The 24725-nt window shown below is 57.9% G+C and carries 27 protein-coding genes and 2 pseudogenes; 22 read left to right on the top strand and 7 right to left on the bottom strand.

Annotated elements, in window-relative coordinates:
• Positions 1-62: 62 nt before the first annotated feature.
• From RTCIAT899_RS29925 to RTCIAT899_RS29880, 10 genes are read left to right on the top strand one after another with little or no spacing between them, the layout of a single operon-like run.
• On the top strand, positions 63-800 hold the full coding sequence (locus RTCIAT899_RS29925; protein WP_015343586.1) for a GntR family transcriptional regulator: 738 nt from the start codon (positions 63-65) through the stop codon (positions 798-800).
• Positions 800-1621, top strand: a complete 822-nt coding sequence (locus tag RTCIAT899_RS29920; protein WP_015343585.1) for a sugar phosphate isomerase/epimerase family protein — start codon at positions 800-802, stop codon at positions 1619-1621. The genes RTCIAT899_RS29925 and RTCIAT899_RS29920 overlap by 1 nt, the downstream gene beginning before the upstream one ends.
• A gap of 49 nt (positions 1622-1670) precedes the next feature.
• Positions 1671-2339 carry an amino acid ABC transporter permease gene (locus RTCIAT899_RS29915; RefSeq protein WP_015343584.1) on the top strand — a complete coding sequence of 223 codons (669 nt, stop codon included), beginning with the start codon at positions 1671-1673 and terminating at the stop codon, positions 2337-2339.
• A gap of 9 nt (positions 2340-2348) precedes the next feature.
• Positions 2349-2999 (top strand): amino acid ABC transporter permease, encoded by a 651-nt coding sequence (locus RTCIAT899_RS29910; protein ID WP_015343583.1) that lies wholly within the window; start codon positions 2349-2351, stop codon positions 2997-2999.
• Between the two features lie 44 nt (positions 3000-3043).
• Positions 3044-3868, top strand: a complete 825-nt coding sequence (locus tag RTCIAT899_RS29905) for a transporter substrate-binding domain-containing protein (RefSeq protein WP_015343582.1) — start codon at positions 3044-3046, stop codon at positions 3866-3868.
• A 7-nt stretch (positions 3869-3875) separates the two neighbouring features.
• The gene (locus tag RTCIAT899_RS29900; protein ID WP_051043356.1) at positions 3876-4649 is read left to right on the top strand and encodes an amino acid ABC transporter ATP-binding protein; all 774 of its coding nucleotides are present in this window, start codon (positions 3876-3878) and stop codon (positions 4647-4649) included.
• Between the two features lie 12 nt (positions 4650-4661).
• A complete protein-coding gene (locus tag RTCIAT899_RS29895) occupies positions 4662-5522 on the top strand; it encodes a shikimate dehydrogenase (RefSeq protein ID WP_015343580.1) in 861 nt (286 codons plus the stop codon).
• A 15-nt stretch (positions 5523-5537) separates the two neighbouring features.
• Complete coding sequence (locus RTCIAT899_RS29890) at positions 5538-5906, top strand: 5-carboxymethyl-2-hydroxymuconate Delta-isomerase (protein ID WP_015343579.1); 369 nt, start codon at positions 5538-5540, stop codon at positions 5904-5906.
• 30 nt (positions 5907-5936) lie between these two features.
• Complete coding sequence (aroQ, locus tag RTCIAT899_RS29885; RefSeq protein WP_015343578.1) at positions 5937-6386, top strand: type II 3-dehydroquinate dehydratase; 450 nt, start codon at positions 5937-5939, stop codon at positions 6384-6386.
• Between the two features lie 5 nt (positions 6387-6391).
• Positions 6392-7426 (top strand): Gfo/Idh/MocA family protein, encoded by a 1035-nt coding sequence (locus RTCIAT899_RS29880; RefSeq protein WP_015343577.1) that lies wholly within the window; start codon positions 6392-6394, stop codon positions 7424-7426.
• Positions 7427-7501: 75 nt separating this feature from the next.
• Here the strand turns inward: RTCIAT899_RS29880 and RTCIAT899_RS33410 are convergent.
• A pseudogene (locus RTCIAT899_RS33410) lies at positions 7502-7626 on the bottom strand (transporter substrate-binding domain-containing protein); the annotation flags it as partial.
• Positions 7627-7813: 187 nt separating this feature from the next.
• Between RTCIAT899_RS33410 and RTCIAT899_RS29875 the strand changes: the two are divergent.
• The 7 genes from RTCIAT899_RS29875 to RTCIAT899_RS29845 all read left to right on the top strand — a co-directional run bounded on the left by RTCIAT899_RS29875 (position 7814) and on the right by RTCIAT899_RS29845 (position 15678).
• Positions 7814-8977, top strand: a complete 1164-nt coding sequence (locus tag RTCIAT899_RS29875) for a GGDEF domain-containing protein (protein WP_015343575.1) — start codon at positions 7814-7816, stop codon at positions 8975-8977.
• Between the two features lie 161 nt (positions 8978-9138).
• On the top strand, positions 9139-9882 hold the full coding sequence (locus RTCIAT899_RS29870; protein ID WP_015343574.1) for a FadR/GntR family transcriptional regulator: 744 nt from the start codon (positions 9139-9141) through the stop codon (positions 9880-9882).
• A 168-nt stretch (positions 9883-10050) separates the two neighbouring features.
• Positions 10051-11118, top strand: coding sequence for an ABC transporter ATP-binding protein (locus tag RTCIAT899_RS29865; RefSeq protein ID WP_015343573.1), 1068 nt, complete (start codon positions 10051-10053; stop codon positions 11116-11118).
• A 153-nt stretch (positions 11119-11271) separates the two neighbouring features.
• Positions 11272-12585 carry an ABC transporter substrate-binding protein gene (locus tag RTCIAT899_RS29860; protein WP_015343572.1) on the top strand — a complete coding sequence of 438 codons (1314 nt, stop codon included), beginning with the start codon at positions 11272-11274 and terminating at the stop codon, positions 12583-12585.
• A 66-nt stretch (positions 12586-12651) separates the two neighbouring features.
• Positions 12652-13587 carry a carbohydrate ABC transporter permease gene (locus RTCIAT899_RS29855; RefSeq protein ID WP_041678257.1) on the top strand — a complete coding sequence of 312 codons (936 nt, stop codon included), beginning with the start codon at positions 12652-12654 and terminating at the stop codon, positions 13585-13587.
• A 15-nt stretch (positions 13588-13602) separates the two neighbouring features.
• Complete coding sequence (locus RTCIAT899_RS29850) at positions 13603-14502, top strand: carbohydrate ABC transporter permease (RefSeq protein ID WP_015343570.1); 900 nt, start codon at positions 13603-13605, stop codon at positions 14500-14502.
• A gap of 180 nt (positions 14503-14682) precedes the next feature.
• Positions 14683-15678, top strand: coding sequence for an aldo/keto reductase (locus tag RTCIAT899_RS29845; RefSeq protein ID WP_015343569.1), 996 nt, complete (start codon positions 14683-14685; stop codon positions 15676-15678).
• Here the strand turns inward: RTCIAT899_RS29845 and RTCIAT899_RS34690 are convergent.
• Positions 15559-15873 (bottom strand): annotated as a pseudogene (locus tag RTCIAT899_RS34690) (4Fe-4S dicluster domain-containing protein); the annotation flags it as partial. The gene RTCIAT899_RS29845 and the pseudogene RTCIAT899_RS34690 sit on opposite strands and share 120 nt — an antisense overlap.
• Positions 15874-16201: 328 nt before the next feature.
• On the opposite strand from RTCIAT899_RS34690, the gene RTCIAT899_RS29840 reads away from it, so the two are divergent.
• Positions 16202-17188, top strand: a complete 987-nt coding sequence (locus RTCIAT899_RS29840) for a sensor histidine kinase (RefSeq protein WP_015343567.1) — start codon at positions 16202-16204, stop codon at positions 17186-17188.
• On the top strand, positions 17185-17559 hold the full coding sequence (locus RTCIAT899_RS29835) for a response regulator (protein ID WP_015343566.1): 375 nt from the start codon (positions 17185-17187) through the stop codon (positions 17557-17559). Before RTCIAT899_RS29840 ends, RTCIAT899_RS29835 begins: the two co-directional genes overlap by 4 nt.
• 125 nt (positions 17560-17684) lie before the next feature.
• Here RTCIAT899_RS29835 and RTCIAT899_RS29830 read toward each other — a convergent pair whose 3' ends face one another.
• On the bottom strand, positions 17685-18794 hold the full coding sequence (locus RTCIAT899_RS29830; RefSeq protein WP_015343565.1) for an acyltransferase family protein: 1110 nt from the start codon (positions 18792-18794) through the stop codon (positions 17685-17687).
• Positions 18795-19003: 209 nt separating this feature from the next.
• Positions 19004-19852 (bottom strand): alpha/beta fold hydrolase, encoded by an 849-nt coding sequence (locus RTCIAT899_RS29825; protein WP_015343564.1) that lies wholly within the window; start codon positions 19850-19852, stop codon positions 19004-19006.
• A 154-nt stretch (positions 19853-20006) separates the two neighbouring features.
• Here RTCIAT899_RS29825 and RTCIAT899_RS29820 point away from each other — a divergent pair, with 154 nt between their 5' ends.
• Positions 20007-20927, top strand: coding sequence for a LysR family transcriptional regulator (locus RTCIAT899_RS29820; protein ID WP_015343563.1), 921 nt, complete (start codon positions 20007-20009; stop codon positions 20925-20927).
• Between the two features lie 107 nt (positions 20928-21034).
• A complete protein-coding gene (locus RTCIAT899_RS29815) occupies positions 21035-21409 on the top strand; it encodes a VOC family protein (protein WP_015343562.1) in 375 nt (124 codons plus the stop codon).
• Positions 21410-21441: 32 nt separating this feature from the next.
• Here RTCIAT899_RS29815 and RTCIAT899_RS29810 read toward each other — a convergent pair whose 3' ends face one another.
• Positions 21442-21738, bottom strand: coding sequence for a hypothetical protein (locus RTCIAT899_RS29810; protein WP_015343561.1), 297 nt, complete (start codon positions 21736-21738; stop codon positions 21442-21444).
• A gap of 153 nt (positions 21739-21891) precedes the next feature.
• A complete protein-coding gene (speB, locus tag RTCIAT899_RS29805) occupies positions 21892-22947 on the bottom strand; it encodes an agmatinase (protein ID WP_015343560.1) in 1056 nt (351 codons plus the stop codon).
• A 96-nt stretch (positions 22948-23043) separates the two neighbouring features.
• On the opposite strand from speB, the gene RTCIAT899_RS29800 reads away from it, so the two are divergent.
• Positions 23044-24207, top strand: a complete 1164-nt coding sequence (locus RTCIAT899_RS29800) for an aminotransferase (RefSeq protein ID WP_015343559.1) — start codon at positions 23044-23046, stop codon at positions 24205-24207.
• On the opposite strand, the gene RTCIAT899_RS29795 is transcribed toward RTCIAT899_RS29800, so the two are convergent.
• Positions 24199-24723, bottom strand: a complete 525-nt coding sequence (locus RTCIAT899_RS29795; protein ID WP_015343558.1) for a flavin reductase family protein — start codon at positions 24721-24723, stop codon at positions 24199-24201. The genes RTCIAT899_RS29800 and RTCIAT899_RS29795 overlap by 9 nt on opposite strands.
• Positions 24724-24725 lie beyond the last annotated feature (2 nt).

Genomic DNA, 24725 nt, shown 5'->3' with positions numbered 1-24725 from the left:
ACATAAATAATCGTTTATCATATCGATCATCGACAGTTGATCAGAATTGTCAGGGAGTGGGGATGAGCTCGGCCGACGACAGCGCCTCTGCGCCAATGACAGACGAGGAGACGGCGTCCGCGGGTTTTTCCGATGATGGCAAGAACACCATCGGAAGCCAGTTGGCGTCGCGTCTGCGCGAGGCGATCATTTCCGGTGAGCTGGAGGCCGGCAGCAAGATCAATCTCGACAAGGCGCGCCGCACGTTCAACGTCAGCTTAAGCCCTCTGAGGGAGGGGCTTGCCCGTTTGATCTCCGACGGCCTGGTGGAATTTCAGGACAATCGCGGCTATCGCGTAGCTCCGATCTCGCTGGCGAATCTGGAAGAAATCACGACGCTCCGCGAAGAGCTCGAAGTCTTCGCGCTGCGGGAATCCATGCGCATCGGCGATGTCGAGTGGGAGAGCAATATAATGCGCTCGCTCCATCGCCTGAACCGCACGGATCGAGATGCCTCGCGGCCCGAGACGCTCGAGCAATGGGAGACTCTTCACCGGGAATTCCATCTCACGCTCATTTCCGGTTGCGGCAAACCGCTTCTGCTGCATTTCTGCGGCCTCTTGCTGAACTTGAATGACCGATACCGCAGGGTCTTCCTCATCAGGACTTCCGGCGACCGGAACGTCGGGCAGGAGCACAGCGAGATTGCGCAAGGAGCGGTCGCGCGGGATATCGAATACGCTACCGAGAAACTGCGACAGCACATCCACCGCACCGGGACGAACCTTCGAAATCATCTCGCGACGAAAGGGATCGTGTGATGGTGACGCCTGGATCGAAATCAGAGCAACAGATTGGCGTAGCGCACTTTTCTGCCATCACCCTGACGCCGAGCGATTTTGCGAAGGCTGCAGCGGGGGCGGGCTTTTCCAGAATTGGGCTGAGGCTGAATCCGGCATTTCCTGGAGCGCCGTACTACGAACTGCCGGTAGGCCGCCGCGCAGCGGAAGAACTGAAAGCCGTATTGCGCGGCGAAGCGCTCGAGGTTTTCGATATCGAGTTCTTTGTCATCGACCCATCCTTCAACGCCTCGTCTCTGGAGCCCGTAGTGGCCGCGGCTGCCAATATCGGGGCCCAGCGTCTAAGCGTGTGCGGCGACGATCCGGAACAGAACAGGCTGCAGTCGAACTTCACCGAATTCTGCGATCTTGCAAGCGGCTACGGATTGGCAGTCGATATCGAGAACATGGGTTGGCGGACGGTCAGAACCTTCGCTGACAGCGTCGATCTCCTGAAATCGAGTGGCGCGTCCAATGCCGGCGCACTCGTTGACGGAGTTCATTTCTTCAGGAACGGCGGAACGTTGACGTCGCTGCGCGACGAGATCGACAGGGTCAAGCATGTCCAGTTGTGCGACGTCATCGGACCCGCTCCGAGCACGGCGGAGGCCATGATCGCTGAGGCCCGAGGCAAGCGTCTTGCCCCTGGCGAGGGCGAATTGCCCTTGGGCGAACTGGTCGCAATGGTCAACGGGGCAGCATCGGTCTCGGTCGAAGTACCTCTTTCAGGCTCGGCAGACGCGGAGGAGCATTTGAAACGCCTGTTCGAAGGGGCCTTACGAATATTTAAGCCGGGTCAGTGATCGCGGCGGCGGCGAGGCGAGAGCCGCGCCGAAGGGAGGAAGCCAGCAGATGGGTTACAGGTTTGATTTCGGCGCGGTCTTCGACCGCGCCCCGGAATTGTTTTGGGGTTCGCTCGGAACGTTGGGTCTCGCCTTCGCCGGGATGCTGCTCGCTCTCGTGATCGGAATCCTGGGCGTTGCAGCAAGAACGTCGAAGACCAGGTGGGTTCGCGCTCCGGTGATCGCGTTCGTCGAAGTCGTCCGCAACACGCCGTTCCTGGTGCAGATCTTCTTCATCTACTTCGCCCTCCCGCTTATGGGCATCCGCCTGAACCCGACGGTCACCGCAATCATCGCGCTGGGGATCAACGGAGGCGCCTACGCTATCGAGATCATCCGCGGCGGCGTTGAGAGCATCAGCAAGGGGCAGATCGAAGCCGGTTTTGCGCTCGGGCTGCACAAGGCCGACGTCTTCCGGCTCGTCGTTCTGAAGCCGGCACTGCGAGCGATCTACCCCTCTTTGACGAGCCAGTTCGTGATGCTGACCTTGACCACGTCAGTGTGCACCTCGATCGCCGCATATGAGCTGACTTCCGCGGCACAGCGCATCGAGTCGGATACGTTCCGAAGCTTCGAAGTCTACTTCACCGTGACCGCAATCTACCTGGTCATCTCAAGCCTGATGATGGGAATCTTCGCCCTGATCTCCCGTTCTTACTTCAACTATCCGACTCGATAGGAGGCGCTCATGGGTCCCATCGGCGAAAATGAGCTGTTCTTCATCCTGCAAGGTCTAAAATGGACCGTATTGCTGGCGGTTATCGGTTTCATCGGCGGAGGCGTGTTCGGCATTTTGATCGCGCTTGCGCGCACGTCCAAGCATCAGTTCGCCCGGCTTGCATCATCCGGCTATATCGCGCTCTTCCAGGGCACGCCGCTCCTGATGCAGCTCTTTGTCGTCTACTACGGCGTTGCCTTGCTTGGCATCGACGTCAACGCCTGGGTCGCTGTCGCGATCGCGTTCACTCTCCACGCAAGCGCCTTCCTCGGCGAGATATGGCGCGGTTCGATTGAAGCCGTTCCCAAAGGGCAGACCGAAGCCGCGAACGCTCTCGGCCTGCATTACGTCTCCCGAATGAAGGACGTGGTTTTGCCACAGGCTTTGAAGATTTCGATGCCTGCGACCATCGGCTTTCTCGTGCAGCTCATCAAGGGGACGTCGCTTGCTGCGATCGTGGGCTTCATCGAGCTGACCCGGGCTGGCCAGATCATATCGAACCAGACCTACCGCCCGCTGCTCGTCTTCGGGATCGTCGGAATAATCTACTTCATGATTTGCTGGCCTCTTTCCCACGTCGGAAGCGGCCTTGAGAAACGGATGGCAAAAGCCGCCCGCTAAACCTGCTTCGGGAGAAGTAAACAGCACAAGAGGAGGAAAGTGCAATGAATACCAATCGTCGGAAATTTCTCGGTCTAGCGCTGGCGACCGCTACCTTCGCCGCCGTTGGCGCTGCGGCAGCCACTGCGGCATCTGTTGAGGAGATCAAGTCGAAGGGAACGCTCGTCGTGGGCATTCAGGGCGACAACGCGCCTTGGGGCTTTGTGAACTCGAGCGGCAAACAGGACGGCTTCGATGCCGATGTGGCGACGCTGTTCGCCAAGGAGCTCGGCGTGAAAGTTCAGTTCCAACCGCTCGCGGTAGCGAACCGTATTCCCGCATTGACGACCGGTAAGGTCGATATTCTCTTCGCCACGATGGCGATGACGGAAGAGCGCGCCAAGGCGATCCAGTACAGCAAACCTTATGCGGCCAACACGATTTCGCTTTATGCCGCCAAAGCCGACGCCGTGAAATCGCCGGCCGATTTGGCTGGTTGGGAAATAGGCGTGCCGAAGTCCAGCTCGCAGGACAAGGCCGTAACCGACGCGGTCGGATCGAAGGCCACCGTCCGCCGCTTCGACGATGACGCGGCCACTATCCAGGCCCTGATCTCCGGACAGGTAAAGGCAGTGGGCGGCAATCAGTTCTACGGGCAGAGGCTCGATGCAGCCAGTGCGGGCACATATGAACGAAAGATCGACTTCCTGACGACTTACAACGGCGTGGGAACGCGACTTGGCGAGAAGGACTGGAACGAGACCGTCAACGCCTTCCTCGACAAGATCAAGGGCAATGGTGAACTCGCAGCCATCACCAAGAAGTGGATGGCAATCGATCTTCCCAAGTTCCCTGAATCCATCCCCAACATCCCGTTTACGGTCAAGTAAAGCATAAATGGAGGGCGCCGTGCTCAATTCCCCCAACGATCAGTCGACCTTGATATCCCTTGATAAAGTGGAGAAATGGTACGGCGCCTTCCATGCCCTGAAGAACATCAATCTGTCGGTTCGCAAGGGAGAGAAGATCGTCCTTTGTGGACCGTCCGGTTCCGGCAAGTCCACCCTGATCCGCTGTATCAACGCTCTTGAACTGATTCAGGGCGGCAAGATCGTGGTGGAAGGTCAACTGCTTGATGGCTCCGCCAAGGCGGTCGACGCCATTCGACGTGAAGTCGGAATGGTTTTCCAGAACTTCAATCTGTTCCCGCACATGACCGTTCTGCAAAACTGCGCGCTTGCACCCATGAGAGTGCGGGGGGCAAGCCGTGCCGACGCGGAGAAGTTGGCGCGAAAATATCTCGAACGCGTCCGTATCCTCGATCAGGCGGAAAAGTATCCGGCACAGCTCAGCGGCGGACAGCAGCAGCGCGTCGCCATCGCGCGTGCCCTGTGCATGGAGCCGAAAGCGATGCTTTTCGACGAGCCCACATCCGCCTTGGATCCTGAAATGGTCAAAGAGGTTCTCGACACCATGATCGGCCTCGCAAGAGACGGCATGACCATGATCTGCGTGACCCATGAAATGGGCTTCGCCCGGCAAGTCGCTGACAGGGTCATCTTCATGGCTTCCGGAGAGATCATCGAGGAGGCGGAGCCAGAAACCTTCTTCAAGAATCCCACGCATGAACGGACGAAGGCATTTCTCGGCGAAATCCTTGCGCATCACTGATCGGGCAGAGACATGGACAACAACAAATTTCTGGTCGGCCTCATCGGCGCCGACATCCAGATGTCAAAGTCGCCGGCGCTCCATGAAACGGAAGGGCGCCACCTGGGACTTGATTACGAGTACGAGCTCGTGGACCTGGCGGAGCGCGGATTGCCCGCTTCCGCGCTGCCAGATCTCTTGAGCGAACTGGAAAGTCGCGGCTTTGCCGGAACCAACATCACCCATCCATGCAAACAGACCGTGCTGCCTCACCTGACCCGCCTGTCCGAGGACGCTAAGATGCTTGGGGCCGTAAACACGGTCGTGCTTCGCAACGGCGAGCGGATCGGACACAACACCGACTGGTATGGCTTCTACAGGAATTTCGAGCGCGGCTTGCCCGACGTCGCGAAGGCTCATGCTGTTCTGCTTGGCGCTGGCGGCGCTGGGGTGGCCGTCGCGCACGCTGCCGTGAAACTCGGCATAGAAAAGCTCTCGATCTTTGATCAGGACGAGCGCCGCGCCTCCACGCTCGCCGACCAGCTCAACGAGAGATTTTCAGGAGAGGTTGCAAGGTCGGTGCGGGACGTCGGTGCTGCGCTCGCCAGCGCAGATGGCCTGATCCACGCCACGCCGACCGGTATGCCGAGCCATCCGGGGCTTCCGATAGATCCCGATTGGATACAGCACCGTCACTGGGTGGCGGATATTGTCTATATGCCGTTGGTGACCGAGCTCCTTGCGTTGGCAAAGCAGCAGGGGTGCCGAACACTCCCAGGCGGAGGAATGACCGTGTTTCAGGCGGCCGCAGCCTTCGAGCTGTTCACAGGCCTGTCGCCCGACACGGAACGAATGTCGCGCCATTTCGACGAGCTGTGCCGAGTGACAGCCTGATCGGGGGACTACTCCATGCCGCATATTATCATCGACTACAGCCGCGGTGCAGCGGAACGCGTCGCCATCGAAGAGCTGACCCGCGCTGTTCATCGCCGGGTCCGCGACGGAGGGCTGGTCAAGCCAACCGTGGTGCGCACGTTTGCAAGAGAAGCCACCGTCTCCTGCGTCGGGGACGAGCATCCCGACAACCATTTCGTGCAGATAATTGTACGCATGGCCCCAGGCCGCCCCGCAGAGGTCAAACGAGAGCTGCTGAAATCGGTGCTCGAAGCCGCGCGTGACGTCGCGGCTTCTGCACTGGAAACCGGCCGGCTCGGGCTTCGCGCAGATCTCTACGAATCCGACCCAAACTTCGCGTTTCAGGACATAGCCTTCACCTGATTCCGGCAACGCCCAACAAGGATAAATGCAATGAGCATCATCTACGTTCTCAACGGACCAAACCTAAACCTCCTCGGCAAGCGCCAACCACATATCTACGGGCACGAGACATTGGCTGACGTCGAGGCGGACTGCCGAAAGTTGGCATCAGAGCTGGGGCACGAGATCCGTTTCCATCAAAGCAACCGCGAATACGAGATTATCGACTGGATCCACCAGGCACGCGAGGACGGCGCCGGCATTGTCATCAACCCGGCCGCGTTCACGCACACTTCGCTCGCTATCCTTGACGCACTGAACACTTTTGAAGGCCCCGTCATCGAGATCCACATCTCCAACGTCCACAAGCGCGAGAGTTTTCGCCACCATTCCTTCGTATCCCACCGGGCCGACGGCGTCATCGCTGGTCTCGGTACCGAAGGCTATCAACTCGGCATCCGCAGAGTTGCGACCATGCTCAAGACCGAGAAGAAGGACTGATAGCGATGGCGACCCGGGTCAAGCTGGCAGTCCTTGGGGCGGGGCTGATCGGCAAGCGTCACATCAAGCACGTGATGGAAGAGCCCGCCGCAGAGCTGGTGGCAGTTGTGGATCCCACGCCAGTCGGCCAGGCGATCGCGAGTGAGGCTGGTGTCAGATGGTTCCCCAGTTTTGCCGACATGATGATTTCCGGGCGCCCCGACGGAGTCATCATCGCGACGCCGAACCAGGTGCATGTTCAAAATGGGTTGGAAGCCGTGGAGGCGGGCGTCCCGGCGCTGATCGAAAAGCCGATCGCGGACGATATCGCTGCCGGAGAGAAGCTTGTGCAAATGGCCGAGGCCAAAGGCGTGGCGCTGCTGACGGGACATCACCGCCGGCATAATCCGATGATGCAGAAAGCGAAGGAGATTATCGACAGCGGGACGCTCGGTCGGATCCTGATCGTGAATGCGATGTTCTGGCTGTTCAAGCCGGACGAATACTTTGACATCCCCTGGCGGCGAGAGCGTGGAGCGGGGCCGGTCTTCCTCAACCTAATTCACGACATCGACAACCTCCGCTTCCTTTGCGGCGATATAAACGCCGTGCAGGCCCGTGAATCCAACGCTGTGCGAGGCAATGCCGTCGAGGAAACCGCTGTTATCCTCATCGAGTTCAAAAGCGGTGTTCTCGGTACTGCTTCCGTGTCCGATTCCGTTGTCGCGCCATGGAGTTGGGAGATGACGACGGGAGAAAATCCCGCTTATCCGAAAACTCAGGAGATTTGCTACATGATCGGCGGAACACACGGATCGCTGGCCGTGCCGTCGCTGGAAATATGGAGCAATGCCGAGAAGCGAAGCTGGACCGAGGCATTTGAGCAAGACAGGGCCGCATTCGAAAACGAGGACCCGCTTGTCATGCAGATCCGTCAGTTCTGCAGCGTCATCCGGGGCGAGGAAGCTCCTTTTGTCAGCGGCCGGGAAGGCTTGGAGACATTGAAAGTCATTGAGGCCGTCAAGCGCTCGGCCGCTATGGGAGGACGCATCGTCCTCTAGCCAGCAGTGAAGGCAAGCGGCGAGAAAACGCATAGCTGTTCCATAAAAGCTCCTCGCCGCAAAAGGCGTGTAAGTGAGATAGCCATCAGAGAAATCGACCTTCTCTTGCGTGCCTCGGTCGCTCCGATCACCGCCACAGCAATGTCGAAGCGCCGATTGGCAACCGACGGCAGCAGGGTGGAAAATTCCTGGCCAGTGAACCTGCGTCAGTTCATATGCGATCGCCCTGCCTAACCGACGAGGGCCGACGCGAGATCGCGCGTCACATCAATTGTAATTCGAGAGAGCTCTCAGAAATAGAACAAGATTCCACTCTTCTTGGGATATTCGCAAAAAATTCAAGAATACTGGATATTGCGGTGCTGACGAATGACCCTTTGGTGCTGAATGACCAACGAACTTGATCTTCCGACTGTCCTCTTCTTGCAGAAAACGTCCTATATTGCTGGCGCTTTGACTTTGGGCTATTTGCGGCTCACCTCGGCGGAAAGCCGTGGGGTTGGGCTTCTCGCAGCGAGCTTTATAGTCCTTGCAGCGGGATCGACACTGGCGGGGTATGCAGAGCTTTATCCAGCACTTTACGGCCTTCTAAGTCTCGTCAATATCGTGCTTGCGGTTCTGGGGTATTGCCTTCTTGCCTCAGCCTTTGTCCTGATCAGCGATCCCGATCGTAAAATCAACCCATGGCTTGTATTCCTGCCGGCAATCGGAACTTTGGCTGCTGGATTGATTACAGCATTCCATCTGACTAACACCTACCGGGCGACAACTTTCACGGTTCTCGGTTGTTTGACGATGGCTGCCACTGCTGTTGTCGTGTTTCGGGATGCATTTCGTGAGCCGCTGCCGATCCGCAGGTTGATTGTAGGACTGCTTGCCGCCGCCAGTCTGCTTTCTTTAGTTATGGCGCTGGAATTCTCCACCAGGTCCTTTCCTGTGCTCGATGTGGCTAACGGCTTCCTCCTGATGATCATTTCCAAGTTCGTGCTTGCGATTGCAATCGTGATCTTCATCAGCGAGCGTCAACATGCCAAGATTAAAAACCTTGCTGACCGCGATCATCTCACAGGTCTCTACAATCGTCGCTTTTTTAACGCAAACGCGCCTAGCCAGCCACATCCCGGAGACGCGGTTCTTTTTCTGGACATAGATCATTTTAAGCAATTGAACGATCGCTGGGGGCATGCAGCGGGCGACGAGGTTCTTTCAACGATGGCGCAGGCGGTGCAGTCAACCTTACCGAAAGGGGCGTTGCTAGCGCGCCAAGGGGGTGAAGAGTTTATCGTCTTCCTTCCGGCAAAGGCGGGGGACGCGCTATTTTATGCGGAGCGGATCCGCAAGACCGTGGCCGAACTCCGCTTTCCTACACTTGGTCCCGAGATTACGGTGACGATAAGTGGCGGGGTTGCAAGAGCTTTCCACGGGACTGAACTTGCGAGCCTTTGTCGGGAGGCTGACCGAGCACTGTATCTGGCAAAAGCTGCGGGACGAAATCGCATATGCGACGCTGACCTCGACGCAGTTCCGCAAAGCCGTCTACGATTGGCTTAACGCGAGACCGAGGTGGCAGCGCTTTTTTGATCGGGTTAATTGTGGAATCAAGACCTAGCGCTCTGCGCTGTCGGTTGCGGCAACGAAATTGTCTTGACGGATTTCCTCAACGATCTTTAATTAACTGATCTGCTGGACCAACCAGTGGACCGGGGGGCGCAATGGACGAAAGTCCGATCTTGACCGAGGTGCCGAATATCGCGCGGAGTCTTGCCCGCCGAACGGCGCGTGATGTCATCGCCGAGAAGCTGATGGTCCTGATCGCCACCAACATGTTGCGACCGGGCGACGAGCTGCCGGGAGAGCGTGAATTGGCCAACGTTCTTCATGTCAGCCGCGAAACGGTGCGTGGCGCTATTCAGGCGCTCGCCGCTCAGGGGATCATCGAAGTTTCGCATGGCAGCCGCAGCCGCGTCTGCGAGGTCGATCTCAGCCATATTACGGTGACGATCGCCTCTCCCAATGCAATCGACGGCTACGATCTGGAATCCGTCCACGCTGCCCGTCTTCACATCGAACTCAAGGTTGTTCGCGACGCCGCCGATCGCATCGATGACGTTACCCTGGCAAAGCTGCAGGCCCTGCTGGAGGCCCAGCGTCTCGGGGGCGACGATGCGATGCGTTTCCTGATCTGTGACCGTGAATTCCACGTGGCCATCTATCGGGCCTGCGGAAATCCGCTCCTCGCTGCCTTCGTCACCGATTTATACACTTACATGATGAATTACCGCCGCCATGCCATGGCCAAGCCGGGTGCCGTCGAGGCGAGCTACAGCGATCATCTGGCGATCTTTGAGGCGCTCGCTCGCCACGACCAAGACGCCGTCGTTGCGGCGTTCGAGCATCATCTGACACGTATTTACGACACGACCAAGGTTCAACTGGCGAGCGGCAATCCGGTCTGATCTGGCCAGTATGAGGAGATATGGCTGAGATGCACGTGAGAGAGATAAAGATGCCGGTCGGCGGCGGGGGATAGGACGTCGAAGTCGGATTAATGCATTCTGGCGGTTCGTGCCTCGGAGGAGGGCTGACCGCAAGTCAGCAAGTGAAAGGTTCTGGGAGGGGCTTTTATGGCAGGTGTCGAGTTTGTCGATGTCAGGAAATCATTCGGGGCGTTCCCGGTTATCAAGGGTGTGAATATCGATATTGCGGACGGGGAATTCGTGATCCTCGTCGGACCGTCCGGATGCGGAAAGTCCACGCTTCTCAGAATGCTTGCCGGGCTCGAGAATATTTCCGCCGGCGAGATCCGTATCGGCAATCGCGTGGTCAATGGAATGGCGCCGGGCGACCGCGACATAGCCATGGTGTTTCAGAATTATGCGCTCTATCCGCACATGTCGGTGGCCCAGAACATGGCTTTCTCGCTGATGCTCAAACGCGCGCCGAAAGCGGACATGGATCAGCGTGTCAAGAAGGCGGCTGAAATCCTGGGTCTGGCCAAACTTCTCGACCGCTATCCCCGCCAGCTTTCCGGCGGTCAGCGCCAGCGTGTCGCCATGGGCCGCGCGATCGTGCGCGATCCCCAGGTCTTCCTCTTCGACGAACCGCTTTCCAATCTTGACGCCAAGCTCAGGGTCGCCATGCGCGCCGAAATCAAGGAGTTGCACCAACGTCTCGGCACCACGACCGTCTACGTCACACATGATCAGATCGAGGCTATGACGATGGCCGACAAGATCGTGGTCATGCATGATGGCGTCGTGGAGCAGGTGGGAAAGCCGCTGGATCTCTACGACACGCCTGCCAATCTTTTCGTCGCGGGCTTTATCGGCTCGCCGGCAATGAACATGATCAAAGGCCGCCTCGATGCGGAGAGCGATGGCCGGTTCATCGCGTCGGACGGAACTGTCCTGCCCATCGCAAATCCGCCTGCTGGCGCCAGGGCGCGCGACCTCGTCTATGGGCTGCGTCCGGAATACATCACGCTCGATGCCGAGGGGCTGCCCGCGGAAATCATCGTGATCGAACCGACGGGCTATGAAACGCAGATGACGGTCCGGTTCGGCGGCAGCGATGTCAACTGCATCTTCCGGGAGAGGATCAATGCCAAACCCGGCGATACGCTGCGCATTTCCATCGATGTGCCGCATGTCCATCTCTTCGACGCCGAAAGCGGTCAGAGATTGACGATTTGATGCCGCTTCGGTGCGGAGCCGGAAGAAGAGGAGTCTTCCTGCTCACCCATCGATGCGGAAGCATTCGGCCGGTTCGAATGCGATAGTCGTCGTTCACCAAACGGGAAGGTGGGCGCCGGGGGAATTTGCTCCCGTTTTCAAAGGAGGAGTATCATGCCATTCAAGAGACGTGACTTTCTTGCCGCATCGGCGGCGGCCGCCGGTATCGCCGGCCTTGGGCCACTCGGTATACGCCCATCTTTCGCCCAAGCCGAACCCGGCTACACGCCCGAAAAGGGCGCAAGTCTCCGGCTGCTTCGCTGGACACCCTTCGTCAAGGGAGACGAGGATGCCTGGCTTGCCAATACCAAGAAATTCACCGAAGCGACGGGCGTCGAGGTTCGTGTTGACAAGGAAAGCTGGGAAGATATCCGACCGAAGGCTGCCGTCGCCGCCAATGTCGGCTCCGGTCCCGACATGGTGATGTGCTGGTTCGACGATGCTCATCAATATCCTGACAAACTCATCGACCTGACGGAGCTCGCCACCTATCTCGGTAACAAATACGGCGGCTGGTATGACGGCGTGCGCGGTTATGCAACTCGCGGCGACAAGTTCATCGCCATGCCGCTGACGGCGATCGGTAATGCCGTCGTTTATCGCGACAGCCATGTCAAGGCCGCCGGTTTCAGCGAATTCCCCAAGGATACCGCGGGATTCCTCGAGCTTTGCAAGGCGATGAAAGCCAAAGGTACGCCCGCCGGCTTCCCGCATGGCAAGGCGGTCGGTGACGGCAACAATTATGCCCATTGGCTGCTCTGGAGCCATGGCGGCAAGATGGTGGACGAAAGCGGCAAGGTGACCATCAACAGCCCTGAAACGCTGGCGGCTATCCACTATGCGCAAGCCCTCTATGCAACCTTCATCCCCGGCACGGAGAGCTGGCAGGACATCAACAACAACCGGGCCTTCCTTGCCGGGCAGGTATCGCTGATCGCAAACGGTGTTTCGGTCTATTACGCAGCTAAAAAAGATCCGAAGCTTGCCGAAATCGCGGCCGATATCAGAACCACAAACTTTCCGATCGGCCCGGTCGGCAAGAGTGTCGAACTGCACCAGACGAGCTCGCTGGTTCTCTTCAGCCATACCAAATATCCGGAAGCAGCCAAGGCCTATATCAAGTTCATGATGGAAGGCGACCAGATGAACGCCTGGATCCAAGGATCGAGCGCCTATTGCTGCCAACCGTTGAAGGCCTTTGCCAACAATCCCGTCTGGACCGCCGATCCCGTTCACGCACCCTATGCACGCGCCTCGGAAACGCTGCGCCCGAACGGCTATGCCGGCCCACTCGGCTATGCTTCGGCAGGTGTGATGGCCGATTACGTGCTCGTCGACATGTTCGCGGCCGCCGTAACCGCCCAGATGACGCCGGAGGATGCGATGAAGGAAGCTGAGCGCCGGGCAAACCGCTACTACAAGGTTTGATCCCCCAAGAAGATCTGCAGCATGCCGGCGCCGGCATGCTGCGACCGTTCATCAGGAGATAATGCCATGTCGACCGTGACATCCGGCGATACGACGCGCGGCCCGATCAGATCGCTCATGCAGAACAACAATATGCTCGGCTTCCTCTTCATGTTGCCGGCAGCCATCTTTCTGGTTTGCTTTCTCACCTACCCACTGGGACTTGGGGTCTGGCTTGGCTTCACGGACACGCGGATCGGGCGCGCCGGCAGTTTCATCGGCTTGGAGAATTATCAATACCTGGCCAATGATTCCGTCTTCTGGCTGTCGGTCTTCAATACCTTGCTCTACACTTTCGTAGCTTCCGTCCTGAAATTCGTGCTGGGCCTTTGGTTGGCTCTGCTTCTCAATCAGCACCTCCCGTTCAAATCATTCTTCCGGGCAATCGTGCTCCTGCCCTGGGTCGTGCCGACGGTACTTTCGGGATTGGCATTCTGGTGGATCTACGACTCCCAGTTTTCCATTATCTCGTGGTCCCTGATGAAAATTGGCCTGATCCATAGTCCGATCAATTTCCTTGGCGATCCGACCAATGCACGGATCTCGGTGATCATCGCCAATGTCTGGCGCGGCATTCCCTTCGTCGCGATCTCGCTGCTTGCCGGCCTGCAGACGATTCCCGCTTCGCTTCAGGAGGCGGCGTCCCTTGATGGCGCCACAAGTTGGCAGCGCTTCCGGTATGTAACGCTGCCGATGTTGACGCCGATCATCGCCGTTGTGATGACGTTCTCCGTGCTGTTCACATTCACGGATTTCCAGTTGATCTATGTGCTGACCAAGGGCGGGCCGGTCAACGCGACACATCTGATGGCGACACTTTCCTTTCAGCGCGGCATCCCGGGCGGTCAGCTCGGCGAGGGTGCGGCAATCGCGGTGGCAATGATCCCCTTCCTGCTTGCCGCCATCATGTTCAGCTTCTTCGGTCTGCAGCGCCGCAAATGGCAGCAGGGCGGACAGGACTGAGATTGGGAGAACGCGATGACCATCAAAACCGAAACGGCCAATGCCGTTCTGACCGACGACATCCAAGGCATGGGCTATCTGAACCGCCTGCCTCGCCGTATCGTCATGCTCTATCTGCCGATGGCAGTCTTTGTCTTCGTTCTTCTGTTTCCCTTCTACTGGATGGCCATAACGGCCATCAAGCCGAACGCGCAGCTGACCGACTACAATAACTACAGCCCCTTCTGGGTCGTGGAGCCGACGCTTGATCACATCAAGTACCTGTTCTTGGAGACGTCCTATCCGGGCTGGCTCTGGAATACGATATTGGTGGCGGTGGGATCGACGGCGCTGTCGCTGCTGGCGTCGATTTTTGGCGCCTACGCAATCGAGCGCGTGCGCTTTACCGGCTCTCGTTCGATCGGGCTGCTGATTTTTCTGGCCTACCTCGTTCCGCCTTCGATCCTGTTTATTCCTTTGGCTTTCATCGTCTTCAAGCTGGGAATTTACGATTCCAGACTTGCTCTCATCTTCACCTATCCAACCTTCCTCATTCCATTCTGCACTTGGCTGTTGATGGGCTATTTCAGGTCGATACCCTTCGAGCTGGAAGAAAGCGCGCTGGTCGATGGCGCCAGCCGCTGGCAGATCCTTGTCAAAATCATTCTGCCGCTGGCGGTACCCGGACTGATCTCGGCCGGCATCTTCGCCTTTACGCTGTCCTGGAACGAATTCATCTACGCGCTCACTTTCATTCAATCGTCGGAAAACAAAACAATCCCGGTCGGTGTTCTGACGGAATTGGTTCGCGGCGATGTTTTCGAGTGGGGGTCGCTCATGGCCGGCGCATTATTCGGTTCATTGCCGGTCGTCATTCTCTACTCCTTCTTCGTCGACTACTACGTTTCGTCGATGACCGGTGCTGTGAAAGAATGATGAATGCGACGGCTGCCGCGGGGCTCTCTGGCTTCAACTCCGTCTTGGTTGTGTCGTCCCTCGGACCGATCGAGCCAATTGCTTTTCATGTCTGAAAAACACCCTGCAGATTTGGCTGTTTATCACTCAGGCATCTCTGCTTATGTCTGCCTGCAACGGTGGATGATCGTGGAGGATGACATGTTGACCAAAGCCGATAGCGTGACCACAATAACGCTCTGGAATGACCGGGAAATTCCACGACTTGGCATGGGATGCTGGGCAATCGGCGGACCATTTTACGCTGGTGACGTGCCTCTCGGCTGGGGCGAAGTCGATGACGATGAATCGATCCGTGCTATCGACCGGGCGGTGGATCTCGGCATTCGCTTCTTCGACACTGCCTCGAATTACGGGGCTGGGCATTCTGAAGAGGTGGTCGGCAGGGCGCTCGGCAATCGAGACGATATCATCATCGCCACCAAATTCGGCTTCGCGACGGACGAGAAGACCAAGCAAGCGACAGGCGCTTTCTCCGATCCCGCCTTTATCCGGCGGTCCGCCGAGACATCGTTGCGCCGTCTGCGCCGCGATCGTCTGGATCTGCTGCAGTTCCATCTCAACGATTTTCCGCTTGAAGCGTCTGACGAAGTATTTGAGACACTCGAAACGCTCAAGGCTGAAGGCAAGATTGATGCCTTCGGCTGGAGCACTGACCACCCGGATCGTGCGGCATGTCATGTGCATCGCGCAGGGTTCGTCTCGGTTCAACATACGATGAATGTCTTCGAGCCGGTTCCGGCGATGATCGATGTCATCGAGCGCAACGGCTTGATTTCCATCAATCGCGGTCCGCTTGCCATGGGGCTGCTTAGCGGCAAGTTCACGCCTGACAAGGCTATCGGCGAGAAGGATGTGCGCGGTGCGAGCCTCGACTGGATGGTCTACTTCAAAGACGGCAGGATCGCGCCTGAATTTGCTGCTCGCCTGGAGGCGGTCCGTAATCTGCTGACCGAGGACGGACGCACGCTTACGCAGGGTGCGCTTGCCTGGTTATTGGCGCGTTCGCCCCGCACGCTACCAATTCCCGGCTTCCGTACAGTTGCTCAAGTCGAGGAAAACGCCGGTGCCCTGGCAAAGGGACCCTTGCGAGCAGATGTGATGGCGGCGATCGATCAAGCGTTGGCCGGCCTGTAGATCGGTCCATACATATGCCGAGAGGCGGATCGTCGGTATCACATACTCCCAAAAACTTGTCCTTCGCCATCCGGCGGGGAGCCGGTTGACGTGCCGGTTCGTATCCTCGATATCGCAGGTCTCGCAGCGGACGTGGTTCTGGGCGTTGGCGACGTAAGTCGCCTTGCCATCCTTCCCCACCCATTCATAGAGACATGGCGGACAGCGGGTGTCGAAGGTCCGACAAGGACCTCGTGCTCAGTATTCTTCTACAGCGCCGTGTCCCCAATGCCGGCGGACGCATAGTTCCATGTCCGTGAGGTCGTGTTCGGCTTCAATCCTGATGTGTTGACGAAAGTGCAGCTTAGCGAAAAGAGCTGCATCTTTACTCATTCATTGACGCCCTTGCTGAGATAAGGCCCTGAACGACAGCTCATTGCTTTGACAATATTCTCTGATCCCGCGCCTTGCCGGCGCTCAGCACGCCATTACTTCTATTAGGAAACCTGGGAAGTCCTTCGGATGCTGCGGAGAGGAGCCGGGAATGATGCTGGAAGACCTGTACCGTCTATTGAGGAGCGGGCACGTCCAGGCGCAAGGCGTGGTCGATACGATGACGCAGGCAATCATCGTCCTTGATCAGAACCTGTGCGTCTCAACCGCAAACAATGCATTCTTGAAAACCTTCAGCCTCGAGCGCGATGATATTCTGGGGGAGAGTTTCTTTGATCTCGGCAATGGTCAGTGGGATATTGCCGAACTCCGACAGCTGATCGCGGCGGTTATACCAAAAGCGGCAGCCGTCATTGGCTACGAAGTGGTCCACGACTTCCCAACCATCGGCCGGCGCACCTTCCTCGTCGATGCGCGCCGTCTCGTGCATCCGGATGACAACAGCACCCATATCCTTGTTCTCTTCGACGATGTGACGGAAAGGCAGCGCCACGATGCCGAGAAGGATTTCATCGTTTCCGAAACCCGCCACCGTATGAGGAATCTGTTCGCGATCGTGCGGTCGCTTGCGATGCACATGGATGCTGAAGATCTCACAGGCATTGATTACCGTGATCGTTTCCTGGGGCGGCTCGAAGTCACGCTTCATGCCCAGGAGATCGCCGCCATTAACGAAGCAAGCGATTTTAAAACCCTGATGAGGCAATCGGTCGGCGAGCCTGGCATGGATCGTCTCCTATGCGAAGGTCCGGTGGTGCAGGTGCCGGGTTCCGAGATCGTGCCAGTCAGCATGATGTTCCACGAGCTGGCAACGAACGCGTTGAAATATGGTGCATTATCCGTTCCGGACGGCAAATTGCACGTTCAATGGTCATTGGAGGATGGACCCAGGAGCCGGCTGTACTTGGTATGCCATTGGCGTGAAACCGGTGGCCCTGAGGTCGTGCCGCCGAAGCGAAGAGGGTACGGCACCGAGTTGATCGAAGGTACCTCCCGGCATCTTGGAGGAACTGTGGAACTTAACTTCGATCCAAAAGGTTTGGCAGCCATTATCAAGCTCCCCTGGAAACGCTTATGAGTGAACCTGAAAAAGGCAAGGTCGTGCGCAGGATCATTCTTGTGGTCGAAGACGAGTTCTTTATCGCGATGGAGCTGGAAAGTGTTTTGACAAGAGGGGGATTTGAAGTCTTGGGTCCGGCAAACTCCGTCCATCAGGCCCTTGAATTGTTGAAGAGCCAACGTCCGGACGCTGCTGTTCTGGATGTCAATCTCAATGGCGAGAAGGTCACGCCCGTCGCTCTCCTTTTAAGGTCGTGGGGCGTGCCGTTCGTTCTCGCCAGTGCGAGCGATCCGGCGGAACTTGCCCGGCATGATGTTTTCGCCAAGGTGCCCAATCTCGGGAAACCCACCGATATGACGCGTCTTGTGGAGGTCGTTCGATCGCTTTGAAGCCTTTCCGTAAGGTTGATGGGCATTGCTTTGTGCGCTCTGAGGGGCCGCCCAGCGGAACCGACGAGCGCGGAAAGTTCCCTTTGAAGGAGACTGCCATGACAGTCTCGTTGCACGGCGAATCTTCATTCCGCTCCGGAAATATCTTTCTTCGGCCGAGGTAGATAAAATCCATTCTCAAATAGCCGCGTCAAAACTGACCTGGTCAGCCGTCGGGACGGCTCATCGAAGAAGCGCCAAAGCAGGTATGAAATGCATATCAGAAGCAGTACGGTCATGGTCACAACGGTTTCCGGCGAAGCCGTCGCTCCGACCTTATTGAAGATTACGTAACCGATGTGCTGATGCAGTAGATAAAAGGGATAGCTGATGCCGCCAAGCGCGAGCATCATGCCTCCAGGCAAAAGCGAACGCTGTCGCTTTATTGCCAAGGCGACAATTGCCACAATGGCAAGACAGGAACTGACAGCAACCAGATCGCTATAGTCCACACCGTAATTTTCGCGATTCCATTGGGTCATTTCCAAGGATTGGTACAGGGCAACCGCAGCGGATAAGACAAGCAAAACGAAATTGCGAAGCGTGTAGCCTTCGCGAAACGCGGCATAAAAAACCAAGCCGATACAGAAAAAGCCGCTTTCGTCGGTCAGCGCGAGATGGCGCATCAAAGGATTGGCAAAGAAAGCACGATCTATTATTGAAACAAGCAGCCAGCCGACAACAATGGCCGGATACAGCCGGGGCTTGAAACCGCCCAGTTTTATCAGAACGAAAACCCAGCCGTAAAACACGACCTCGTAAGAGATCGACCAATAGGAGCCGTCCATGATCTCTTGCCCCAGCAGTCCGGGCTGGAGGAGCAGATTGGCGGCCCATTGCGTAACGGTCGCGTCGATCTGCGGCGCGCCATAAATGGCGACGATCAGGAACGTCAATGTCATGCATAATACGAACATCGGATAAATTCGCGCAAAGCGCGCGATAGCAAATTGCCCCGGTGTCCGCCCTTCCGCCGAGTAGGCGATGACGAAACCGCTTATCACGAAGAACATCTGCACGCCCAGATATCCGTATTTCAACACGGATATCCAGTCTGGAAGATTCATCTCGGTAAAACCAAGCGTTTTGCCTCGGAACCCGAAGTGAAAGAGCGCCACCGCAAGTGCAGCCAGGAACCTGAGTTCATCGAGTACGCCGATCCGCTCTGCGGAAGTGACATGTGGCACCTGCGTCATAGCGACGTCCAAGTCATTCGGCGAGCCCCGTGGTAAAGACAATCCTAAGCTTCACCATCCTTACACTCAACCGAAAGTCGGAACAAGAAGGCCACTATCGAGCGAGTGTCAACCCGCGACGCCTTGTCCTTCGCCTGCAGTTTTCGGCCTGGACAAGCGCCGCCTGCCTAGGTTTCGCAGGCGGTGCCTGTGCAGACTCGACCAGTATTTCAAGCGGATTTCCGGTTGAGAAACGCCACAACCTCTTCGCTGAAGGCTTGCGCAAACTCGATATTGGAGAAGTGCACGGCCGGAAAGGTTTTCAGCCTTGCTCCTGGGATCGTGCTGGCGATTGCTTCACCCATGGCGTGCGATGTGACCGTGTCGAACTCGCCGGCGATTACGAGCGTCGGGCTCTGGATGAGGGCGCTGGTACGGCGCATGTCGGCATCGCGCACGGCGGCAAACAGGCCGGCGAGTCCCTTGCGCGATATGTTCAGTAACATCTCTCGGAACTGGCGAACAACCGCTCCGTTCGCCGCGATCATCGCTTTCGGAAACCAGTTGCCGAGGAAGGTCTCCGCGGCTTCCCTCATGTCCGGCGCAGCAAGCGTTGCGGCTATCGACCTGTCGAAGGTTTCGGCGGGGCCGAGGTAGGAAGAGGTATTGCTGAGGATCAGACGGTCGATCCGTTCCGGTGTGTGGATGGCAAGCCATTGGCCAACCCAGCCGCCAAGGGACAGGCCAAGAAAATGCGCTCTCTCAATCCCGAGCCGGTCCATCAGCTCCAGCACGTCGCGGCCGAGCCTTCCGTCCGAATAGGCGCCAGCCGGCACGTCCGAGCCGCCATGGCCGCGGTAATCATAGCGGATGACCCGAAAGTGTTCGGCGAATTTGGGAATCTGGAGATCCCACATCTGTAGGGTGGTCGCAATGGAATTGGCAAGGATTAATGCTGGGCGGTCGTTCCGCCCATCGATCCTGTAGGCGATCCGGACGCCATCGCCGGTGGTGAAGAACGACAGGGCGGCCGGCTCTTCGGGATTGAGCGTGGCGAGTTCTGCGGAATTGATCGTCATCGATATGCTCCTTCTCTTGTTGTTGGCACCTGCCGCATTGCCCCAGAATCTGGTTCCGGAAAGCGGGGCGGGGTCGAGAACAGTTCGACGCTAATTCTCTCTTCATTCCAAAAAAATTGAAAAGATTGGAAAGTCATTGTAAATAGAATCTACAATGCAGCCATTCACGCTCCAGGAAATTCAATGTTTCGACGCGGTGGTCCGCGAAGGCGGCTTTCAAGCGGCGGCCTCCGTGTTGAACCGGTCGCATACGGCCGTGTTTGCAGCGATCGCCAAGCTTGAGGCCAATCTCGGCGTCGCCCTCCTCGATCGTACCGGCTATCGGGTAGATCTCACCGAAGCTGGTCGCTCCTTTCATCGCAAGGCGCAGGCCCTGCTCGGCGAAATGGAAGCGCTAAGGGTGCATGCCCGTCAGCTCACGATGGGAGAGGAGACGCACCTGCGCGTGATCCTTGGCGACACCTGCCCGCTGCATGATGGCCTGCAATTGCTCGGCGGCTTCTTCGCCGGCTGTGCGAACACGCGGCTCGATCTGCATTTCGAGACGATCGGCGGACCATCCGAGCGGCTTTTAGAAGACGAAGCCGACCTGATCCTCCATTGGATCGATAAGTCCGATCCGCGGCTCGAATGGATCGATCTCGGCGCGATCTCCTTCGTGCCGGTGGTTGCTCCCGGATTCCTGCCATTCGCCCCCTCGCGATCGATCACTCCCGAACAAATGCGTGGGTTGACCCAATGTATCATCCGGGACACGGCGCGCGATATTGCAAAACCCAGTTTCTACGTGGTCGAGGGTGCACCGCAATGCACGGTTGCCGATCACACGATGAAGAAGGAGATCGTCCTTCGCGGCATGGCCTGGGGGCATCTGCCCCGCTTCATGATCGAGGAGGAGTTGCGTGACGGACGTCTGCTCTCCATCACGGGACAGCATTTCCCGGGCATGGATATCGACCTTGTGGCGGCACGTCGCCGCGACCGCCCGCACGGACCCGTCGCCAACCGGCTCTGGCACTACATCCAAACGCATCCTCGATTTGCGGATAAGGCCTCGACTTCATCGCCGAGATGAGCAGAATGAGTAGGAGATCGCTCTCCATCGGGAACTTTGCGGCTGGCCCGTAGCGAGGTTGGGGTGGCATTGGATGAGACTTACTGGGTATTTACCGGAGATGAAGCATGTTCACTCATGTCATGATCGGAAGCAACGATTTGGAACGAGCCAGAAGCTTCTACGACGCCACATTCGCTGCATTGGGTGGTAATCCGGGCGAGATGGATGAGCGAGGCAGGCTGGTCTATATCCACGAGGGTGGTCGGCTGATGATCACGAAACCGATCGATGGCAAGCCTGCGACCGCGGCTAACGGCGGGACTATCGGTATAGCCGCCGCGAGCCCAGGCCATGTTCTGGCGTGGCATGCCGCCGGTGTCGCGCATGGTGGCATGGCGATCGAAAGTCCGCCCTCCGAGCGCCCGAACGGAGCATTCGTCGCATATCTTCGCGATCCTGACGGCAATAAATTGTCCGCGCGGTCGCAGCCGACGAAATGAAATCCGTCACGGCCGCGTAGGCCCAATAACGGTCAATTCTTTCTTTCGAGTATCAGGCGTATCTGAGTTCCCTCACGTGCCGAGACCTTGATCGCCGTCGATATCTCACGAAGCGGTCCACGCGCGACGAGCGCCTCCGGTTGGGGGACTTTTCCAGGACCCGCATCGACAAAGGCGGCCCAGTCGTGTTCGGAATCGAGCATCGCCATGAACGACGTTGCGACCATTGCTTCGCCGCAAGCGGCGCATCGAAGTATGTATGAGCCTCCGTGGACGATCGATTCGGTCTTGTCCAATCCGCATGAGGTGCAGACCAACGTATCACTCATTGCGTCACCCCAATGTCCACTGGCTCAAAGACGTGCGACAACAGAATTCGACATGCGTTCCAAGAAGATCGATGCCGGCACACTGTTGTCTGTTCCGTATCGCCATGAAAACCCAGCCTATGCAGCGAAATTGTCTTTCGCTGAACACAATGCTCAGCGGTTGCCGATCGACGGACTGAACACCATGAGGCTCAGTATCTCGAAGAGCACTTGAGCTCCGGCATGTGCGGTGTTGGTCGTCGCGTCATATTGGGGAGCGACTTCGACGACGTCGCCACCTATCAGATTGATGCCCTTCAGTCCGCGTATCAGTTCAAGAACTTCGCGCGTCGTCAATCCGCCGACTTCCGGCGTCCCCGTGCCGGGGGCGAAGCTCGGATCGAGGCTGTCGATGTCGAAGGAGAGATAGGTCGGGCCGTCGCCGACGATGGATTTGGCCTTGGCGATGACGGCTTCCATCCCCATTCCGCTGAGGTCCTCGGCGTGGATCACGGTCATTCCCGACTTATAGGAGAATTCCCACAGATATTCCGCCGAACCGCGGATGCCGATCTGGATCGTCCTTGTCGGATCAAGCACGCCATCCAGCACGGCGTTGCGAAACGGTCCGCCATGATGAAACTTCGTCTGATCGAAGGCGCCGCTGGTATCGCAGTGAGCATCGATATGAATGAGGCCTACCGGTTCCTTCCGACCGACCGCCTTCAAGATGGGATGCGTGATGGAGTGGTCACCCCCGACCGAGAGAGGCACGACGCCGGCGTCGACGATCTGGCCGATACGCTTTTCGATGTCGTCGTGACTGAGCTCCAGCCTATAGCGGCTCTGGAACGGCACGTCGCCAATGTCGGCGACGCGAAGATCGAAGACGGGCGCTGTTCCCAGAACGTGGTTGTAAGGACCGATCCTTTCGATGGCGCGAAGGGCACGCGGTCCGAAGCGGGAGCCGGGGCGGTTGGTGACGCCGAGATCCATCGGAATTCCCGTGATCGCGACCTGGAGATTGCCGAAATCAGGCTCGTCGGCTGCGACCTGCATGTAGGGCGCGCTAAGGAAAGTCGGCACACCGGCATAGGGTGCCAGTCTCGTGCCGCTCTTGGAGATGATCTTCTCGGCGACTTTGCGAAACTTCTCGTCGAATATCTCGCCGCCTTTGCTGTCTGCAAATTCCGCGCGCAGCTGTTCGAGCCGCATCTTGTCCCACACCATGCGCATGCGTCTCCGCTTGAGATCCGTATCACTCAACAAAGAGGTTGAGAAAGCAATTGGTATCGTTGTAGCAATCGGTATCAAAGAGAAATCGATATGACCGCTGCAAAATCCAATTCGCTCGTTGCCCGCCTCTCCCCTCCACCCATCCCTTCCGTCGTTGCCTGGGGCCGCGAATACAAGGGATTGAAGGGTCCGCTCATTGATCTGTCGCAGGCAGTTCCCGGCTATCCAGCGCATCCTGAAATGCTGCGTCTGCTTGGCGAGACGGCTGCACAACAGGCGATGACGGGATACGGCCCGATCGAGGGCGAGCCTTTGCTGCGGCAGGCCTATGCCGCCCATGTCGTAGAAATCTACGGCGCGGAGATATCTGCCGGCAATATCCATATCACGGCCGGCTGCAATCAGGCGTTCATGTGCACGGCGATTGCTCTTGCTGGCGCCGGCGATACGGTCGCGCTCACCAATCCCTTTTATTTCAATCATGACACGACGCTATCGATGCTGGGAATCGAGCGGATGCTGGTCGACTGCGATCCCGCAGCCGGCTTTCTTCCGGATCTTGGTTCAGCAGAGGCCGCGCTTTCCGCCGGCGTGAAGATGCTTGCCGTCGTTACGCCCAACAATCCCACCGGAGCAGTCTATCCGCCCGAGCTGCTTCACGCGCTTTTCAGGCTCTGCCGAAAATATGGCGCCTGGCTGGTCGTTGACGAAACCTACCGCGATTTCCTGGCCGAAGATTACGGCCGGCCGCACTCACTGCTGTCGGAGCCGGGTTGGGAGGATACGCTCGTTCTTCTCTACAGTTTCTCGAAATCCTTCTGCATCCCCGGTCATCGCCTCGGTGCCGTCACGGCAGGTCCTGGGCTCATCGCAGAGATCGCGAAGGTCATGGACAATATGCAGATCTGCGCCCCGCGTTCGGCTCAGATCGCAGTCGCGGCGGCTCTGCCTATCCTTGCCGACTGGCGTGCCGGCAACCGGCTGGAAATTGCTCGCCGGGCCGATGCCATGAGGGGAACGTTTTCCGAGCTGGCTGGCTGGGAGATTGCAGCGATCGGCGCCTATTTCGCCTTTGTTCGCCATCCTTTCGAGGGCCGATCGTCGTCCGAGGTGGCCGAAGAACTTGCGAGGGAACGCGGCGTGGTCTGCATTCCCGGGGCATATTTCGGGGAGGGGCAGGAGCGCTACCTTAGATTTGCCTTTGCCAATGTCGATGTTGCCTCGATCAGGTTATTGCCGGATCGTCTACGCTAGACAGCGCTCATCAACCTCCGCCGGAAGGTCATGATAGCCGCCTCGCCAGTAGAGCAGCGGTCCGATGTCCTGCCGGATTTCCATCGCACAGATATGCCCGATCAGAATGGCATGGGAATGGTGATGGAATGCGGTTTCGAGCTTGCAGTCGAGGACCGTCAGGGCATTTTCAAGCGCGGCGGCACCTGTCTTGAGGCGATACCACCCGGCACCCTCGTAGCGGTCGGCGCCCTTGCGTCCGTCGATACCTGAAAAGGATTGCGCGACCTGCTGTTGGTCGGCCGCAAGCACGTTGACGCAGAAACAGCCATACCGCTGCAGCGCCGGCCAGGAGGAAGAGGTCCTGTTGATGCTGACGATGACGGAAGGCCGATCGGCCGAAAATGAGGAAACCGATGTTGCGGTGAAGCCGGTGCGGTCTTGGCCGTCACCGACCGTTATCACGCTGACCGCACCGGCCAGGTGACGCATCGATAGTCTGAATTCCGTATCGCTGATCAGAGCCTCGTCACCCATTG

The organism is Rhizobium tropici CIAT 899 (assembly GCF_000330885.1).
GTDB classification, from domain to species: domain Bacteria; phylum Pseudomonadota; class Alphaproteobacteria; order Rhizobiales; family Rhizobiaceae; genus Rhizobium; species Rhizobium tropici.
Note: the sequence above shows the minus strand (reverse complement) of the source record. Positions and strands in the feature narration are given on the sequence as shown.

What these genes read in the sequence shown, in the direction of transcription:
- RTCIAT899_RS29925 (WP_015343586.1), top strand. Translation starts at nt 63, where the DNA reads ATGAGCTCGGCCGACGACAGCGCCTCTGCGCCAATGACAGACGAGGAG.
- RTCIAT899_RS29920 (WP_015343585.1), top strand. Translation starts at nt 800, where the DNA reads ATGGTGACGCCTGGATCGAAATCAGAGCAACAGATTGGCGTAGCGCAC.
- RTCIAT899_RS29915 (WP_015343584.1), top strand. Translation starts at nt 1,671, where the DNA reads ATGGGTTACAGGTTTGATTTCGGCGCGGTCTTCGACCGCGCCCCGGAA.
- RTCIAT899_RS29910 (WP_015343583.1), top strand. Translation starts at nt 2,349, where the DNA reads ATGGGTCCCATCGGCGAAAATGAGCTGTTCTTCATCCTGCAAGGTCTA.
- RTCIAT899_RS29905 (WP_015343582.1), top strand. Translation starts at nt 3,044, where the DNA reads ATGAATACCAATCGTCGGAAATTTCTCGGTCTAGCGCTGGCGACCGCT.
- RTCIAT899_RS29900 (WP_051043356.1), top strand. Translation starts at nt 3,876, where the DNA reads ATGGAGGGCGCCGTGCTCAATTCCCCCAACGATCAGTCGACCTTGATA.
- RTCIAT899_RS29895 (WP_015343580.1), top strand. Translation starts at nt 4,662, where the DNA reads ATGGACAACAACAAATTTCTGGTCGGCCTCATCGGCGCCGACATCCAG.
- RTCIAT899_RS29890 (WP_015343579.1), top strand. Translation starts at nt 5,538, where the DNA reads ATGCCGCATATTATCATCGACTACAGCCGCGGTGCAGCGGAACGCGTC.
- aroQ (WP_015343578.1), top strand. Translation starts at nt 5,937, where the DNA reads ATGAGCATCATCTACGTTCTCAACGGACCAAACCTAAACCTCCTCGGC.
- RTCIAT899_RS29880 (WP_015343577.1), top strand. Translation starts at nt 6,392, where the DNA reads ATGGCGACCCGGGTCAAGCTGGCAGTCCTTGGGGCGGGGCTGATCGGC.
- RTCIAT899_RS29875 (WP_015343575.1), top strand. Translation starts at nt 7,814, where the DNA reads ATGACCAACGAACTTGATCTTCCGACTGTCCTCTTCTTGCAGAAAACG.
- RTCIAT899_RS29870 (WP_015343574.1), top strand. Translation starts at nt 9,139, where the DNA reads ATGGACGAAAGTCCGATCTTGACCGAGGTGCCGAATATCGCGCGGAGT.
- RTCIAT899_RS29865 (WP_015343573.1), top strand. Translation starts at nt 10,051, where the DNA reads ATGGCAGGTGTCGAGTTTGTCGATGTCAGGAAATCATTCGGGGCGTTC.
- RTCIAT899_RS29860 (WP_015343572.1), top strand. Translation starts at nt 11,272, where the DNA reads ATGCCATTCAAGAGACGTGACTTTCTTGCCGCATCGGCGGCGGCCGCC.
- RTCIAT899_RS29855 (WP_041678257.1), top strand. Translation starts at nt 12,652, where the DNA reads ATGTCGACCGTGACATCCGGCGATACGACGCGCGGCCCGATCAGATCG.
- RTCIAT899_RS29850 (WP_015343570.1), top strand. Translation starts at nt 13,603, where the DNA reads ATGACCATCAAAACCGAAACGGCCAATGCCGTTCTGACCGACGACATC.
- RTCIAT899_RS29845 (WP_015343569.1), top strand. Translation starts at nt 14,683, where the DNA reads ATGTTGACCAAAGCCGATAGCGTGACCACAATAACGCTCTGGAATGAC.
- RTCIAT899_RS29840 (WP_015343567.1), top strand. Translation starts at nt 16,202, where the DNA reads ATGATGCTGGAAGACCTGTACCGTCTATTGAGGAGCGGGCACGTCCAG.
- RTCIAT899_RS29835 (WP_015343566.1), top strand. Translation starts at nt 17,185, where the DNA reads ATGAGTGAACCTGAAAAAGGCAAGGTCGTGCGCAGGATCATTCTTGTG.
- RTCIAT899_RS29830 (WP_015343565.1), bottom strand. Translation starts at nt 18,794, where the DNA reads ATGACGCAGGTGCCACATGTCACTTCCGCAGAGCGGATCGGCGTACTC.
- RTCIAT899_RS29825 (WP_015343564.1), bottom strand. Translation starts at nt 19,852, where the DNA reads ATGACGATCAATTCCGCAGAACTCGCCACGCTCAATCCCGAAGAGCCG.
- RTCIAT899_RS29820 (WP_015343563.1), top strand. Translation starts at nt 20,007, where the DNA reads ATGCAGCCATTCACGCTCCAGGAAATTCAATGTTTCGACGCGGTGGTC.
- RTCIAT899_RS29815 (WP_015343562.1), top strand. Translation starts at nt 21,035, where the DNA reads ATGTTCACTCATGTCATGATCGGAAGCAACGATTTGGAACGAGCCAGA.
- RTCIAT899_RS29810 (WP_015343561.1), bottom strand. Translation starts at nt 21,738, where the DNA reads ATGAGTGATACGTTGGTCTGCACCTCATGCGGATTGGACAAGACCGAA.
- speB (WP_015343560.1), bottom strand. Translation starts at nt 22,947, where the DNA reads ATGGTGTGGGACAAGATGCGGCTCGAACAGCTGCGCGCGGAATTTGCA.
- RTCIAT899_RS29800 (WP_015343559.1), top strand. Translation starts at nt 23,044, where the DNA reads ATGACCGCTGCAAAATCCAATTCGCTCGTTGCCCGCCTCTCCCCTCCA.
- RTCIAT899_RS29795 (WP_015343558.1), bottom strand. Translation starts at nt 24,723, where the DNA reads ATGGGTGACGAGGCTCTGATCAGCGATACGGAATTCAGACTATCGATG.